This window comes from Lysinibacillus sp. NPDC093210, assembly GCF_044753985.1.
GTDB lineage: Bacteria > Bacillota > Bacilli > Bacillales_A > Planococcaceae > Lysinibacillus.
In genome coordinates this window covers 637,010-653,021 of record NZ_JBIVOE010000001.1, presented here as the reverse complement: position 1 = coordinate 653,021, position 16,012 = coordinate 637,010, and the positions used below count along the sequence as shown (strand labels likewise).

General features: G+C 33.1%; 13 protein-coding genes. 8 read left to right on the top strand and 5 right to left on the bottom strand.

Annotation, left to right across the window (positions count from 1 at the left end; all coding sequences use genetic code 11):
• Window positions 1–31: 31 nt before the first annotated feature.
• Both ACIP9C_RS03190 and ACIP9C_RS03185 read right to left on the bottom strand, forming a co-directional pair.
• Window positions 32–1,321 carry a hypothetical protein gene (locus ACIP9C_RS03190; RefSeq protein ID WP_401008550.1) on the bottom strand — a complete coding sequence of 430 codons (1,290 nt, stop codon included), beginning with the start codon at window positions 1,319–1,321 and terminating at the stop codon, window positions 32–34.
• Between the two features lie 445 nt (window positions 1,322–1,766).
• Window positions 1,767–3,377, bottom strand: coding sequence for a glycosyl hydrolase family 18 protein (locus ACIP9C_RS03185; RefSeq protein WP_401008548.1), 1,611 nt, complete (start codon window positions 3,375–3,377; stop codon window positions 1,767–1,769).
• Between the two features lie 231 nt (window positions 3,378–3,608).
• On the opposite strand from ACIP9C_RS03185, the gene ACIP9C_RS03180 reads away from it, so the two are divergent.
• The 6 genes from ACIP9C_RS03180 to ACIP9C_RS03155 all read left to right on the top strand — a co-directional run bounded on the left by ACIP9C_RS03180 (window position 3,609) and on the right by ACIP9C_RS03155 (window position 9,018).
• Window positions 3,609–4,208, top strand: a complete 600-nt coding sequence (locus tag ACIP9C_RS03180) for a TetR/AcrR family transcriptional regulator (protein WP_401008547.1) — start codon at window positions 3,609–3,611, stop codon at window positions 4,206–4,208.
• A gap of 198 nt (window positions 4,209–4,406) precedes the next feature.
• Window positions 4,407–6,497, top strand: a complete 2,091-nt coding sequence (locus ACIP9C_RS03175) for an MMPL family transporter (RefSeq protein WP_401008545.1) — start codon at window positions 4,407–4,409, stop codon at window positions 6,495–6,497.
• Window positions 6,498–6,668: 171 nt separating this feature from the next.
• On the top strand, window positions 6,669–7,184 hold the full coding sequence (locus tag ACIP9C_RS03170; RefSeq protein WP_401008543.1) for a hypothetical protein: 516 nt from the start codon (window positions 6,669–6,671) through the stop codon (window positions 7,182–7,184).
• Window positions 7,185–7,245: 61 nt separating this feature from the next.
• Entirely contained in the window at window positions 7,246–7,608 is a 363-nt protein-coding gene (locus tag ACIP9C_RS03165) for a hypothetical protein (protein ID WP_401008541.1), read from the top strand.
• A gap of 690 nt (window positions 7,609–8,298) precedes the next feature.
• Complete coding sequence (locus tag ACIP9C_RS03160) at window positions 8,299–8,439, top strand: hypothetical protein (protein WP_401008539.1); 141 nt, start codon at window positions 8,299–8,301, stop codon at window positions 8,437–8,439.
• 348 nt (window positions 8,440–8,787) lie between these two features.
• The gene (locus ACIP9C_RS03155) at window positions 8,788–9,018 is read left to right on the top strand and encodes a hypothetical protein (RefSeq protein ID WP_401008537.1); all 231 of its coding nucleotides are present in this window, start codon (window positions 8,788–8,790) and stop codon (window positions 9,016–9,018) included.
• 352 nt (window positions 9,019–9,370) lie between these two features.
• Here the strand turns inward: ACIP9C_RS03155 and ACIP9C_RS03150 are convergent, their stop codons facing one another.
• The 3 genes from ACIP9C_RS03150 to ACIP9C_RS03140 form a co-directional block, all read right to left on the bottom strand.
• Window positions 9,371–9,778, bottom strand: a complete 408-nt coding sequence (locus tag ACIP9C_RS03150) for a DUF2000 family protein (protein ID WP_401008535.1) — start codon at window positions 9,776–9,778, stop codon at window positions 9,371–9,373.
• Between the two features lie 103 nt (window positions 9,779–9,881).
• Window positions 9,882–10,658, bottom strand: a complete 777-nt coding sequence (locus tag ACIP9C_RS03145) for an AraC family transcriptional regulator (RefSeq protein WP_401008533.1) — start codon at window positions 10,656–10,658, stop codon at window positions 9,882–9,884.
• Window positions 10,659–10,683: 25 nt separating this feature from the next.
• Window positions 10,684–11,259 (bottom strand): LysE family translocator, encoded by a 576-nt coding sequence (locus ACIP9C_RS03140; protein ID WP_401008532.1) that lies wholly within the window; start codon window positions 11,257–11,259, stop codon window positions 10,684–10,686.
• A 616-nt stretch (window positions 11,260–11,875) separates the two neighbouring features.
• Between ACIP9C_RS03140 and ACIP9C_RS03135 the strand changes: the two genes are divergently transcribed.
• Both ACIP9C_RS03135 and ACIP9C_RS03130 read left to right on the top strand, forming a co-directional pair.
• Complete coding sequence (locus tag ACIP9C_RS03135; RefSeq protein WP_401008530.1) at window positions 11,876–14,644, top strand: NEAT domain-containing protein; 2,769 nt, start codon at window positions 11,876–11,878, stop codon at window positions 14,642–14,644.
• Between the two features lie 553 nt (window positions 14,645–15,197).
• Complete coding sequence (locus tag ACIP9C_RS03130) at window positions 15,198–15,992, top strand: nicotianamine synthase family protein (protein ID WP_401008528.1); 795 nt, start codon at window positions 15,198–15,200, stop codon at window positions 15,990–15,992.
• Window positions 15,993–16,012: the final 20 nt, after the last annotated feature.

Below are 16,012 nucleotides of genomic sequence, written 5' to 3'. Positions count from 1 at the left end.
TAAATTGTTGCCTTGTTTAGAAGCCTCTTTATCATTTGTCTTCCATTGGTGACAGTGTACCCCCGCCAACCCAAATGCCAGTAATTTGCCCGAGTGCAGTTAGAGTTGCAGTACCTCCGCCAATAGCATTGCCGAATAAACTACCTACAGAACCGGCTAACGAAATGCCAGAGAAACCAGAGCCGTCTAAACCAGTAATGGCACCTACGATTGCAAGAGTAATGACCGCAATTTCTTTCGTTAAGGGTACAACAGCGGCTAAGCCGACGCCTAGATCATTCACAATTCCATGTGAAGCGGAAGGGAGATAGTCACCGATTATTTTGGAAAATCCTGAGTCACCAAGGTAGAAGAAGGCTGCGATAGGGATGACAGGTCCAAATACTTTAAATCCAAATTGGAATCCTTGAATTAAGTAACTGGTCGATTTCTCAAATCCTTGTTTTTTGTGTGCCACTAGACAGAGGATTAATAAAATAAAGACAGCTGTTCCGCCGATTAGGGCAGTGGCATCACCGCCTTGTAGTTTCAATACGGACATTGCAATAACATCGAGTAAGAAGGTGATGGGAATTAGAATGGCAAAAAATCGTTTTTGACCCTTTGTTAGCAAATGTTCATCTTTCACTTGCTCGATCCCATCTGTTGCTTCGTGCGCTGTCTTAAAATGAAGTGTCCCACGCTTCATATCACGTTTTAATAAGTAAAAAGCAACAATCGTTGTCACAAGCCCCATCGTAATGACGAGAGGAATGCTTGCTGATACAACGTCGCCAACTGGAATTCCCGCAGCATCAGCAGTTAGCTTCGGAGCCCCTTGAATAACAAAATCACTAGATAGTGCAATGCCGTGACCAAATAAATTCATTGCCATCGCTACACCTAAAGCAGGTAAGCCTGCACGAATAGCGACTGGTAAAAGCACAGCTCCTAAGAGTGCAACGGCAGGAGAGGGCCAGAAAAACCAAGAAATAATCATCATTAAAATACCAATTGTCCAATAGGCAAGTGTCGGTGTTTTAATAATTTTTGTAAATGGCGCAACCATGACTTCATTAATACCAGAAGTCATTAACACACGACTCATTGCGACAATGATGGAAATAATTAGGATGGTGGATAACAGCTCTGTAATAGCATAAATAAAGCTATTAAAAACACCACTTATTGATGAAGTGATATCACCAGTAGCGACAATCGCAAGTAGGAATATGCCAAGAATACAAATGAGGGTGGTATCTCGACGTTTAACCATAAAACCAATGATTAAGACAATAAACACAACATAAATCCAATGGAGAGCAGTTAATTCAATCCCCATAATTTTTCCCCCTCAAAATAGGTCTAATTATAGAATATGAGAGGAATTTTAGATGGTGCTCAGTTTCGGAAATAAAAGGTGGGAGTCGATTTGATAAAAATACACAGCAGGTTCGTTTTATGAAATTTTTTTAATGCCATTAGTCATTGGATTGTAATAGTGGTAACTTTGGTATTGTAAATGTTACACATTTTAATAAACCCTAGTAGAAATGTTAAACAAAATAAAAAAATGTACACTATTAAAATTGAATTTAGTAATGTACATTTTGATAAAATGTGCAACATTATAAACAAGTTATGATGTAAGAAACCATCAAGTACAAATTCTTGTCTTTAATATTACAGATTAGTTTGAAGGTTTAGGATTGAATCGTTTAATAACAGCCTCGTTTTTGGTGAATAGCTGCTTCTAGCTGAGTTATTATTAACTATGGTGAAGGGATTTATTTTTTTACTGTATACTTTTCTAAATCTGCACTTGCCCGGTTTACCATCGCTGCCATTTGACCTCTCGTGACATGATCAAATGGATAAAATCCTCCATCTTCTTTTCCCTGAATAATCCCTTTACTACTTAATTTTAAAATATCTGCATATGCCCAAAAATCTTTTGGAACATCATAAAAACTGGACTCATCTGTAGGCAATGGATAATTTAACACTCTTGATAATATACCTGCTAATTGTGCTCTTGTGATATTGGCATTTGGATCGAAAATGTTCTCATTTGTGCCATTCACAATATGATACTTATAGGCAATTTCAATAGCACGTTTTGCCCAATCATTTGCTGGCACATCCTTGAAATAATTAGGTACAGTTTCGTTTGTTTTGTCTAAACCGATGGCACTAATAAGGATAGCAGTAGCCTGAGCTCTTGTTAAATTACCATTTGGATCGTAAGTGTATTCGTTTTTGCCGCTAATCCAACCTTTTTGGTAAAGGGCCATAATATCCTGTTCTGCCCAATGGTTTTCGGTATCTATAAAGTTATGTTCCCCATTCGCCCAAGAAGAATAAAATTTCCAAATACCATTATCCGCTTGAGGTAACTCCCAGCTACCTGTTCCTCTTAAATGATATTTCTCTACAAGTCTTAACTTATATTTTAAAGATAAATCATTTTCGTACCAAATCGTGTAATTTCCTGGTACAAGCTTTTTACCATCGATAAAAGTAGGAGAGTCACTGCTTTTTACTGTAAATTTGGCAAATGCTGATTTTGAAGTATTATCAAAATGAAATGTTCCATTATGGCTATTCACAATAGATTTTACGGCATTATTAGCAATGCCGTCGCCTCCTATTTCCACATCATCCTTCCAAATTCGTCCATAAAAAGGGAGGCCTAATACTATTTTATTGGGATTAATCCCTTTATCTAATAAAAATTTAATCGAATTTTCAACAAATGATAAACTTGCGACAGGACCAACTGAACCCCCATTATAGCTTTCATCATACGCCATCACCATTAAATAATCGCTATACTCACTTAGTTTCATGTAATCATAAGAACCATGCCACCCAGTTGTCCACCCATATGGATTTGCAGCTACTGCTATGGATATTGTTTTATTATTAGGCATTTTTTCACGTAATAATCGGATGAAATCTGTAAACTCTTCTTTATTTGTATAGTTTAAATTTTCTATATCAATATCGACGCCATCTAAATTATTTTTTAAAACAGAATTGACGATTTGAGTAGACAATATTTCTCGATTTGTCATTGCGATTTGTGCCAATTTACGGTCCCAATGATTAGAAATGAATGGCACAACTTTTAATCCTCTATTATGTAAAGCATCGACTAAACTTTTATCAATCGTAGCACTCAAACTACCATCTGCATTTAAATCAAAAAAGCTGGGTGTCGCCGTATTTAACGCACCTTGAGTCATATCTATATTTTTTATGAAAGAGCTAGTATTTCCGCTATATAAATATGACATATGTATATCATTCGCTGAGGCGTTAGCACTGAATGGAGTAGCTAATAATGTAGTGAGCAAAGCTGGTATTATCAAATATTTTTTTAATGGATTCTTCATTACTTTCTTCCTTTGTAATAGATTTTATCCACTTTATTATCTATTACTTTAGTAAACGATATCAATTATTAAAATATGGTTTCATTGAGTTGTTTTGTAAATTTATGATATAGGAGAAAGAAGTGCAATTGCGAGCTTGTGTAGTATACTGAAAAAAATAATTAAAATAATTTACAAATAGATTTTCGCATGATAAGCTAAAAAAGTCCTAAAATGAACGGAGGTTCACGTATGCAATATTTAAAAGAGGAAATAAAAAATCGAATCTTATTAGCTGCATTGGATGAATTTAAAGAAAAGGGTTATTCAAGTGCATCCATTAGAAATATAGCTAGTAATGCTGATATTGCATTAGGTACAGTATACAAATATTTCAAAAACAAGGAGGATTTATTTAATTCGATAGTAGACCCCGTCTATAATGATTTGTTTGCTGCCATTAATAAAATCATAATGACTGAAGTTAACCCGGATGATAAATTGATTGAAATTAAAAATAAGATTTTGGACATTTTCAAAGGGCACAGTAAAGAACTATTAATACTTTTTGGTAAAAGTAAAGGTTCTAAATATGAGAATTTTAAGGACGAACTTGTGGATGAACTACATAAAATTCTTCAAAAAGAAACATTCTCTCGTTTTGAAGATAAAAGCGTTGTGAAAGAACCATTTATTTTCTATGTCCTTTCAGCAAACTTTATAGAAGGAATATATACCATTTTGAAGACACAAGAAAATGGTGAAAAAATTGGTATGCTCATTGACCAGTTAATATTTTTATCATTTCACAGTATTGAAAGACGATTTAAAGAAATGTCTCACATTTACTAATGTGGGTATTTTTTTAGAACAAAAATGAACATATGTTCACGGTTGTTCATTATAGGAATTTACGTATTTTAGCACATTCAACAGGAGGAGATTACAATAGCAAAGTATCTTTATAAATTAGCAAATTGGTCGACGACACATAAAAAATCTGTTCTTTTTAGTACTTTAGGGATACTGATTATACTAGTAGCCTTAGTATTGTATTTTAAACCATCATTTAATGGAGAACTTACTATTCCGAATACGCCAGCTGACAAAGCAGCTGAACTAATTAAAGAGGAATTTGCAGGTGCTGCCAAACAATCTTCACTAAACATCGTATTTAAGGCAACAGACAAAGAAACGCTAGAATCAGAAGATGCGCAAAGCGATATTATGGCGGTTCTTAACGAGATAAGTGAAGATTCCAACGTAGCAAATGTTCTATCACCGCTAGAACTAAACAATCTAAATGAAGATAAAACGATTGGTTACGCACAAGTTACATTTGCAGTAGAAGCAGATAAAGTTTCAGAGAAGTCGAAAGAACATATTTTAGATAGTATTAATATCACAAGAAATGCAGGTATTCAAACAGAAATAAAAGGTGGAGATATAGTTTTCTCTGATATAGAGTTTGAGGGAATTTATGAAGTTATTGGAGTAGTCGTTGCTTTTATTGTTTTAGCCATAACATTTGGATCATTTATTGCAGCAGGCTTACCAATTCTTATAGCGGTATTAGGTTTAGGTATTAGCTTATTAGGAATTATGTTTGGTGCTTATTTTATTGATTTAAATTCTATTTCTATAATTCTAGCAGCAATGCTAGGTTTAGCGGTAGGCATTGACTACTCACTATTTATTATTACACGATTTAAAATAGAATTAGCAAAGGGGCATACTGTAAACAATTCAATTGCAATTGCTATCGGAACATCTGGGAGTGCTGTAGTATTTGCGGGGTTAACTGTTATTATTGGTTTACTAGGGTTATCAGTAGCCCAAATACCATTCTTAACGCTTATGGGCGTTTCAGCGGCTATAAGTATATTTGCAGCTGTTCTTATTTCAATTATCACGTTACCAGCAATTTTAGGTATGGTAGGCCATCGTTTGTCGCCTGCGAAGAAAAATTTATTATTCAAAAAGATTGCTGGTAATAGCAAGAAAAAGGATGGAACGAAAGCGGACTTGTGGGGGAGATTAGTTACTAAACACCCTGTCGTTGTATCGTTATTAGCTATTGCATTCCTTGCCATTCTTACAATTCCATTCTTCCATATGAATTTGGGTCTGCCATCTGATGGGACAGCTAAATCAACAGAGATGACGGAAAGAAGAGCGTATGATTTACTTACCGAAGCGTACGGAGAAGGCTTTAATGCACAATTAATTGTTGCCGCAAAAGTAGATGAATTAACAGAGGAAACACAACTAGCTGCAGGTGAGATAGTTCAAGAATTAAGTAAATTAAAAGATGTAAAAACTGTTTCACCGCCAATTCCAGGCCCTTCAGGTAAAATCTTTATGATACAAATTACACCACAGTCTGGACCAGATGATTTAAAGACAAAGGATTTGGTAAATCTTATAAGAGAAAAATCTAAAGAAACCACAAAAGAACATGGTATTGAACTAATGGTAACTGGAACAACGGCCATGAACATTGATATATCACAACAATTGAATGATGCGCTACCATTGTTTGCATCCTTGATAGTCGGGCTTGCCTATATACTTTTAGTAATGGTCTTTAGATCACTATTAGTACCGTTAAAAGCTGTTTTAGGTTTCTTGCTTTCTTTAGGAGCAACATTAGGATTTATGGTATTCGTTGTGCAGGACGGACATTTCGTCAATTTCTTTGGCTTCCCAGCACAATCTCCAATACTAGCATTTTTACCTGTTATTACAATTGGAATATTATTCGGATTAGCGATGGACTACGAAATATTCTTAGTTAGTAAAATGAGAGAAATTTATATCCATTCTGGAGATAGTCGGAAAGCTATTTTATATGGCATGAGAGATAGTGGCGGAGTAGTAACTGCTGCAGCTCTCATCATGATGGCAGTATTTTTCGGATTTATGATGAATCCTGATGCGATGATTAAATCAATAGGAATGGCCCTCGCTTTTGGAGTATTCTTCGATGCATTTATAGTAAGAATGACCATAGTTCCTGCTGTCATGTCTCTCATGGGGAAAACTGCGTGGTATATTCCTAAGTGGTTAGATAGGATTCTTCCGAATATTGATGTAGAAGGCGAATCTATTACACATACAGAAAAAAATAATATAAATTAAGAAAGCTGCATAATGCAGCTTTTTTTTTGTAGCAAGAAAATGAGGTGGGACATCCCTGTATTTAGCAGTAGGTAAAAATCATAACTTATTCAAGGATTTGCGTAAGATATTTAAGTTGAAAACTAGATAATTCATGTTTTAATATAGGTAAATCTAATGTAGGGGAATACTATGATAAAAATTGTAAAGTTATTGTTTACGTCTTTTTTATGTATAAGCATTTCCTTATCATTAATCACCAATGTTTCTGCGAGTGAAGATGGAAAACTTGAAAAGTTTATTACTCCATATCAGGAAGTATTGGATAAACTGACTGATGAATTTGCAGTAGAATTTTATATTAATCCTGAAAAGATGGACCAGTTTTATAACAATGTAAGAGATATGAGTCCAGAGGAATTAGAAAATATATTAAGAGAACAGTATAAAAAGTTTTTAGGAGATTCTTATAAGGATGTGAACTCAAATAGCAACTATTTAATTTCGACATTATCTATAAGTGAAGATATTACACAACAAGTAGCCTTACGATATAATTCTTCAATGTACTTGAACTCCAAAATTTTTAGTGCAACAGGTAATCCAGGCACTTACACATACCAAAGTATAAAATCATATGGTATAACTTGGCCATCTGATTATACAGACTATCATTGGATATGCAAATTAATTGAAGTATTTAGTTAAAACAAATCTATTATATTTTAAGTTGGGAATTTTGACAGATAAAATAAGGGAGAGGAAACGAATGAGGAAAGGTATAAATATAACACTAATTTGTCTAATGGTTTCTGTTTTTTGTTCAACTACTCATTATCGTGCTGAGTCAACATATGACAATGATCCTGACCTATTACTCATACCTTACAAAAAAATATTAGAAAACTTAAGTAATGAATATGGGGTAAGAATGTATATTCCAGAAAAAAACAAAGAAAAATTTTTAAATAGCGTCCAAGATATGACACTACAAGAATTTGAAAAACGATTAAGACAACAATACAAAGATGCAGAAAAGTATATAAATCAATCTACTGGAGAAAGCGTTGTTTTCTATCCTCAACCAATTCCTAACGCAAACCAAGATGTATTAGCAATTCCGTTAAATTAATACTAAGAGAAACAGTTAAGTCAAAATTGTCTTTAAAATAGACTAACTGAGGAATGAATTAAAAAAGTAGAAACGTTGAATTAGACATAGGGCAGAGAGGCAATTTTATGTACAGCTATTCAAACACCCCATACTGGGAGAGCACACCACGGACGATGAAAAAGTTGTATCTGAATTAGATGAAGCATAAGAAAAGTCGATAAAAAGGTTGTGCTAATACCTTTTTATCGACCGTTTTTAATTTAATATATTTTTTACGTAGTCAATACAGCTACTAGTTGGACGCTTTAAAGCTATTTTCTTTCAAAGTTAAGAAAGATTATTGTTTTCTTTAATGCCGCAACAATGGAAAGTGCCCTATTAGAAAGAAAATCAAATCATTAGTAAGAAATCAATAAATAGGTGGAACACCACTTGTTCACAAAGTATTAAAAAAATTCAGACTTTTCTCTTTGGTTATATCATTTTATACTACCTTTTATAAAATAATTTATTTTTATTCGAAAGGATGTGTGCTCATGTGAATTAATATATGAAATCAACTATGAGGTAAATGAGTGAGAAATTTATTCAGTCTTTTATTGTACAGCCTGCATTTTAATAACTGAAGCATTTGAAAATTCACAGTATTTTTCTTCAGAAGGCAAGAAAAAAATCATAAATTTTTGTGAAAAAAAGGAGGTATATATAATGATTAGTAAGAGAGTAATTAACTATATATTATTGTTATCTTTTCTTTTGTTTTTCTGCTTCGCTTCACTAATTTCAGCAGACGAAAGTTGCACAAAGTATTATTACGGAAACAAAGGAGATACATATGCAACAGTTTAAACAACTAAATATCCCAATACTAATGAGCGCTCTATAGCATGGGGATTAGTCATAAATGAAGAAGCTAGAATAAAATATGGTCCAAAGGTAAGAGTAACCTTAAATAGATCAAGGGTTAATTTCTACGCTATAAATCCTCCATATAAAACACATATTCAAGCTCCAGACTATAATTTTCATGGCCATTTAAAAAACTATCAGTTTATAGGTCAACCAGGTGGTGGAATTCTGAAAAAAGGTGATAGGATTCTATTAGAATTTGGAATTGTCTCAATGAACACAAAAGCTTCCGATAAACTTGTGATTTCGTGTACACTGGACTAAATCTTTAAGATAAGGGTGGGGAAAATGACAATTAAGTGGAATGTTGAAGAAGTTATTTTTGATACGATGTACGAGGCTGATACGTGGGCTGATTCAATAGCAAATGAGATTTATGGGAGAATTTATAATGGATATGATACACCAGATTATAAAATAGCATATTCTTTAGCATTTAGATTGGCAGAAATAAAAGAGTTTAGAGTTCATACAGAAATCTGGGAAAGTAGATACAAAGTATGGATAACTATACCGTAAATACCTAAAATGACTACAGGTTCTATTGTTCTAGGTGTTATAATAAATCAAAAAACATAATCTTTTTATATTTTTTCTTTCCTATAATTGCATTGACCTTATATTTTGAATTTTTAAGTATTTGGAAGAAACAGAATGAGTAGATTCCGATTTTAAACTTCTTATCAACGATTGTTTTAATAGTTGCTAAATAGAAAATAGCTGATTTAAATATAAACGGTTGCCAGTGGAAAAATGCATTGGCTACCGTTTTATTTCATACCCATACAATTGCATTTTCTTTGTCACATGCGGCTCTAATCATATCGAAATAAAAAACTTTATCTTCCGAGTCACTGAGACCTAGTTTCTTTTATTTATGCAAATCATAGCCTTTTAGTAATTTATCTACATGATTTTTCTTGCCTCGTATTCCGACTCCAACAAGATTTAGTTCATTCGTCTTGAATTTTGCGACCATTGCACGATTATCCTCGTCATTATATGTATTAAACAATTCTTCAGTGTAAATTGTAATAACGACATCTTTTGTTAGAGCCTTTTGTAAAAGCTCATTCAAACGTTCACCAGTAGAAGAATGGATCATAACTGGTTGCTGTGACATAGGTAAATATTGAGCATTGTCCTTATCTAAATAGGGTTGTCCAATAATGTTTTGAGTGCCCGCAATTCCACTCATTAGGAATGCTGTTACGTTCAATTTTTGCCACATTTCAAGGTCATCTTTTAAAACAATTTTAATTTTTGTATCAAATTCCATGAACTCAACACCTTTCTTTTTTATGCTGAAAATTATCTCCTACCTAATGCATCGAGTAATTAAAACCGGACATCCGAAATACTTAATAAGATAGATAATACGTTCAATTTACATATGAAAAATACTCAAACGCTGTTGTTCCAAAAACACCTTTAAAATGTTTATTCAGATGGGTTAAATCAACAAAACCACATTCAGCGACAACTGAATAAATATCTCTTTTTTGTTCGATTAGCTGCTTTGCACGTTCTATCTTGCAGTTAAGAAAATATTGGTATGGTGAAATGCCAGTTTGAGCCTTGAAAGATCGAATAAACGTAAATTTCGATAATTCAAGTTCTTTACATATTTCATCAAGTTTAGGTATTTTTTCTAAGTCGGTATGAAGCATATCCTTTGCTTTATTAATTAGAGTGTCATCTTTCTTACATTCTGTAGAAAAATCAGTCTCAACAAGGTTATCTGTGAGGGATAATAGTAATTCACTACACAATGCCTCATCTTGATCATTTAAAATTGCATTAGCAAGACTTATTATTTTATATTGAAGTCTATAATCATAAACAATAGGGTTTGAGAAACGAACGAAATCTTTTTTATCAATAACCTCTAAAAGCAATTCCGGCTCAATATAAAGCATTACATAATCGAGACCTGTTTTGTCATGTGCCATTCCATCATGAACCTGTTCAGGATTAAAAATCATAATGCCGTTTTGATAGGACAATTGTAAACTGCCCTCTAAGTTATAGTGTTGAATACCACGTAATGTAACACCGATTGCATACTCTTTGTGAGAGTGCTTTTTATATGAAAAGTCAGTCATACTTGCTGATAATGCGGTAATACCTGCCGATTTTTTATAGATAAATTTATCCATCTATTTCACCTCTCAAATAGCTTACCTATATCCATACCATGGTTGCAGCATAAAGTAAAAATAATGCCATCAATAGATTAACTATCTTTTTATGCTTCTGTAAAAACTCCTTAAAGATTGTACCGAAAAGTACCCATGTAATAAATGCTAAAAATCCAATAACAGTTATCGTGAGAACACCTACTGTAACAGCAGGTATTGAAACATAATAGGGCATAATATAGGTAGGAATGACAGTCATTGTAAAAAGCACTACCTTAGGATTTAAAAACTGCGTAAGGAACCCTGACATAAAGGAACCAGTGTTATTTACATTAGCTTTTGATGAATCCATTGTATAAACTTGATAAGCAAGATACAACATATAAAAGCTTCCAATAATCTGCATAACAATTAAAATTTTTGGAATAATCGTTGCCAGTAGCGTATTTAACATTGCAGAAATAGCAAGTAAGAAACCAAATGCAATCGTTGCTCCATAAGTATATTCCATTGCTTTTTTTGTCCCAGAATTATGCACTGTAGATAATATGACAATATTAGTTGGCCCTGGTGTAAATGTAACAATGAAACAGTAAAAGACAAAAGATGTAATGTTCAAGAGGACCACTCCTTTCAAGATATCCTCATATAATCATATATACTAAAATGCATATAGTACGTTATTGCGATTTTATTCTTTAATACAGCACTACAATCTTAAAGATTAATGGAAAATGTCAAAATAGTTTGCGTAGGCTCACCTACAGAAAAAATGGAACAAATATATGGAGTAACAGTGATTATTCGAATGCATGAAAGTATTAGTACCTACATAATTCTACTGAAGATTTAAAGTAATGATTGAAGGCATAATAGAAATTTATTAAATTTAAACTAGTTACATGATTTATGGATTTTTTAATTTATATTTGAGTGACGGTTTAATGACACAAAAATATATCTAACCAAATATTTTAACTTTCTTGACAACAATAATGAGAAATATATAATTAAATTATAGTGAGAATCATTATCAATTAAATACTTTAATACATTTATGTAACGAACCATAGATGTTTTATTTTGTTGGTAATTGAGAATGGTAATCATTTAGGGGTAGTACTAGTAAAAGCTTTAAAAGGAGGTAAAAACGCTCAAGATAGGTCTAACTAATCAAAAATTCTGGATTCCTAGTGATTTAAAATAATTTTAATATTCAGGAGGGCAGAGTAGGTATGAAGAAATTTATACAATATGTAGCAATGGTATTGCTCATTTTTGGTGCAGTATTACCTTACCTTGGCATGGAAGTAAAGGCAGAGGAGAAAACCGATGCTAGTTGCACAATTGACTACTCAGCAAATTTTAATGTTTTAAAAGCTAATCCGCAAGATAATTCAGTAACGGAAGAAGATTCAGTAATGATTAAGAGTGGCTATGTAAAGAAAGAAGCTACTATACAAAAAGAGAATGGTCAATATACGGTAGATATTACGGTGCCAGGACAATTTTCTACTTGGTACAGAGGGTTTAAAGTCGAGTCAGGTGGGGAGTTAAAAGAAGCTATTAAAAAAGAAAAAGATTCGGAAGATAATGAGGTTTACACATTCGCAATAGACCAACATGATGACCCCATCCGAGCATGGGTTGATATATACGTTAAATTGGAGCAACCTGTACCTTTTCTTTACGATAATAGATATACTGTTTACCTAGTACTCTCGAATGTTACGGAGACTAACCGCGTTTGTAAAGAAGCATCTAAGCAACCAGAAACATTAGCACAAAAAAGCGTTGAGCAAGAGAAAGGGAGTACAGAAGGAACTACAGCAAACTTTAAACAAGAGGGAGTAGTTCAATTTGAATTTCCACAACATGAAAGAGAAATAACGACATTCTTACAAGCATCAAATACAGTATTTGAAGATAATAAATATAAAGTTACTCTTTCGTTAAATACACAAAATAAATTACAGGAATTCACTGTAAAACAAAATGAAAAAGAGATTGCAAAATGGTCCAACAAAGTAGCATCAGTGGTACCTGTTGCAATGCCAAAAACAGCAACATTATCATTTGAAGCTGACACTCTAGATAACCTTGTTTTTGAAGCGGTAACGACTGATAAATTAATATCTGCAAATGTAACAGCCACAGTGAGAGATGAAACTTCAGCTTCAAAAAATAATAATACAACATTGCCAGTTACTGGTGGGGTAACGAGTGGTGGTTCTACACAATCAACTAATGGGCTGTATACAGTGGATTATACGTTTATAAAGGGATCAGGTTCTGGTACTTCAATGATGGACCAGTATGTAATTAAACCAGCGTATGTCGTGAAAAGTGGTTCTTCCTATCAAGTTCAATTAACATTAAAAAATAGTTCATGGATTACTGGGTTTACTGTGAATGGTTCAACACCTACTACGATAAGCGACACCAATGATGTACGAATAGTTCAATTTACATTACCAAATTTAGCGGATCGTTATGATGCATGGGTAAAAGTAGATATTGAGGATATAAAATATCATAATAACTATAATATCTTTTTACAATTCAATGAAGGTTCCCTTTCAAAGATAAGTGATAGTACAACCTTCCCAATTACAAGTGGCCCAATTGATACTCCACCAATGAATAAAGATTTACCTAAAAAAGAAACAAAGATAGACCAAACTGTAGGGAACTTTATCCAAGAAGGAGCAGTTAAATTTGAGCTTCTACAGAATGTAAAAGAAATAACGGCATTCCTACAAAAAGCAAGTACAGTATTTGGAGATAACAAATATAAAGTGACGCTCACATTGAATACTGGAAATAATTTGCAAGATTTTATTGTGAAACAGAATGGTAAAGAAATTGCAAAATGGTCAAATAAAGCAGCATCTTTAGTGCCTATAGCAAATGAAAAAACAGCTACACTTTCATTTGAAATTGAAACACTTGATAACCTTGTTTTTGAAGCAGTAGCGGCTAATAAGACATTTATTTCAAATGTCACTGCAACAAAGACAATGACAAATGAAAAGATTACTCGTCAGCCAATCACATATAAAATGGAAGCTGATCCAAATGGTAAAATCCCTGATTTTATTACAAACTACTTAGCACCATACTTCACGAAGGCTGAATTAGTAACGATTGACGATAAACGTTATATCGAAATGACACTAATTGGTAAGGCGTATGGCTTCGAAACACTTGCTTATATTGATGCAGACGGTAAGCAACAAGATATCGAGATAATTAGTTCTACAGGTGAAAAATTGGATCAAGTACGCGTAGTCCGTTTACCATTAGTTCAAGATAGCAATGGCGTAACGAAAATATTTGTCGATTCAGGTAGCTTAGGTTATGGTGCATACACATTATTCTTTACGTTTAATGTGTCAGCTGAAGAGGAAGAAACAAAAATCGTAGAAGAAGATACAAATAATACAAATACAATTCTTCAAAATCCTTTTAAGGATATCGATAATGTCTTCAGTAAGGAAGAAATTTTAGCTTTATACACTGCTGGAATTACAACAGGTACAACAGCCACAACATTTAGTCCAAATCGAAATATAACGCGTGCACAATTTGCAGTAATGATGGCTCGAGCGCTTATGCTTCAGTCCAATAAAGAAACTGCCTTTACGGATGTTAAAGGCAAGTGGTATCAAAAAGAAGTACAAGCACTAGCAGAGGCTGGCATTGTGAGAGGGGTTAATGCAACAACATTTAATCCAAATGCAAATATTACACGTCAGCAAGCAGCGGCAATAATATTGCGTATGCTTGAATACAAAGGCTATAAAGTAACAGTTGATAAAAATGCTTTAACGTACAAAGATGCTAATAAAGTATTTGACTACGCAAAGCAAGCAGTATCAGAATTACAAGCACTAGCGATTATGACAGGGTCTAATGGCTATTTAAACCCACAAAGCAATTTAACACGTGCACAAATGGCGAAAATTTTAAAACGATCACTAGAGTTAGTAAATTTAATCTAAAAGATTACTAATTTAAAGTTAGGTACTAGTTCTATCCCAAAAACTCTTTCAAAAAGTTGGATGAGGTGACTATGCTTGCTTGTGAAGCTATGAGAATTTAGCTTCTGCTACTCATTTTGCGCACATTTTGCCTCATTCAATCGTGAAAAAATGCAATTCAAGTTGACTTGAATTGCATTTTTTATCTTTTTTAAACATTCTAGTTATTTCCATTTTGTAGCACAACGCTAGCCTCTTCTACTACATATTTTTCACGATTCGTTAAAAAAACCCCCTCTTATTCGATGTAAAAAAGTAAATCTAATGCTTTTTCCATTTTGGATATAGCTCGACTAATTGCTGGACCTCTCATTTCCTGGATGCTTCCACAATAGACTGTGCTTTAGCAACCTCCACTAGATATGTATAAACCACTAGTTTTACTACTACCGAAGCGGCAATATTTATGGCTCGTTTTTATTGTGAAAGAAAACATATCCAAGGAAGCGATGAAATAGTATTAAAAGAAACGGCATATATTGAACTTTAATCCTCAAACATAGGAGTGGGGTAAGTGAAGGATGTAGATTTGTTTATAAAGAAATTACATTACTTTGATAAAAAATTTAAGTTAATAATTAACCAAAACAATAATGATCTAAAAGTTGAGTATTTAGAGTTGTGTGAGTTAATCGATAAGTATTCTTCTTTTATTACAAATCGTGAAAATGAAAAACACTGGAATTATATAAAGCAATCGATTGAAATAATAGCATTAATCGAAAATCTCAGAAATAACTCTTCTGTTTGTATCCAAATTGTAGAAAAACATCGAGCTTTCGTATTGGGATTAGAAAACGAGGAGATAACCGATTATTTTCGTAACATAGAAGACTGCATTGAAAAGGAATTTGGGGATTTTCAAATTAACAGTCAGTCGAAAGTAATCATGGTAGGTTCTGGAGCTTTCCCTTTAACATTATTAATGGTTGCGGAACGAACAGGCGCAGAAGTTTTTGGGATTGATATTGATGATGAAGCGATTCACTTGGGAAGGTATGTAGTAAGTAGATTAGGAAGACATTTAGCGATTCAAATTGAGAAGAAAACAGTTGGGGAACTAACAGTTATGAAACAGATTAGTCATATTATATTTAGTTCAACTGTCAGCAATAAATATGCCATATTAGATCAATTGTATGCTTTGACTAATAAAGATGTGCTAATTGCTATGCGTTATGGTAATGGGTTAAAGTCTCTTTTTAATTATCCAAAGCAGAAAGTAGACGAAAACAAATGGCAAATAGTTGAGGAAATTATACACCCTCATAATGTATTTGATGTTATTTTGTATCAAAAAGTACAATGACATATATAGAAGAAAAAGGA

Coding starts and splice junctions, on each gene's coding strand:
- ACIP9C_RS03160 (WP_401008539.1), top strand. CDS start 8,299: ATGATTAGTAAGAGAGTAATTAACTATATATTATTGTTATCTTTTCTT.
- ACIP9C_RS03170 (WP_401008543.1), top strand. CDS start 6,669: ATGATAAAAATTGTAAAGTTATTGTTTACGTCTTTTTTATGTATAAGC.
- ACIP9C_RS03185 (WP_401008548.1), bottom strand. CDS start 3,377: ATGAAGAATCCATTAAAAAAATATTTGATAATACCAGCTTTGCTCACT.
- ACIP9C_RS03180 (WP_401008547.1), top strand. CDS start 3,609: ATGCAATATTTAAAAGAGGAAATAAAAAATCGAATCTTATTAGCTGCA.
- ACIP9C_RS03135 (WP_401008530.1), top strand. CDS start 11,876: ATGAAGAAATTTATACAATATGTAGCAATGGTATTGCTCATTTTTGGT.
- ACIP9C_RS03165 (WP_401008541.1), top strand. CDS start 7,246: ATGAGGAAAGGTATAAATATAACACTAATTTGTCTAATGGTTTCTGTT.
- ACIP9C_RS03145 (WP_401008533.1), bottom strand. CDS start 10,658: ATGGATAAATTTATCTATAAAAAATCGGCAGGTATTACCGCATTATCA.
- ACIP9C_RS03155 (WP_401008537.1), top strand. CDS start 8,788: ATGACAATTAAGTGGAATGTTGAAGAAGTTATTTTTGATACGATGTAC.
- ACIP9C_RS03190 (WP_401008550.1), bottom strand. CDS start 1,321: ATGGGGATTGAATTAACTGCTCTCCATTGGATTTATGTTGTGTTTATT.
- ACIP9C_RS03150 (WP_401008535.1), bottom strand. CDS start 9,778: ATGGAATTTGATACAAAAATTAAAATTGTTTTAAAAGATGACCTTGAA.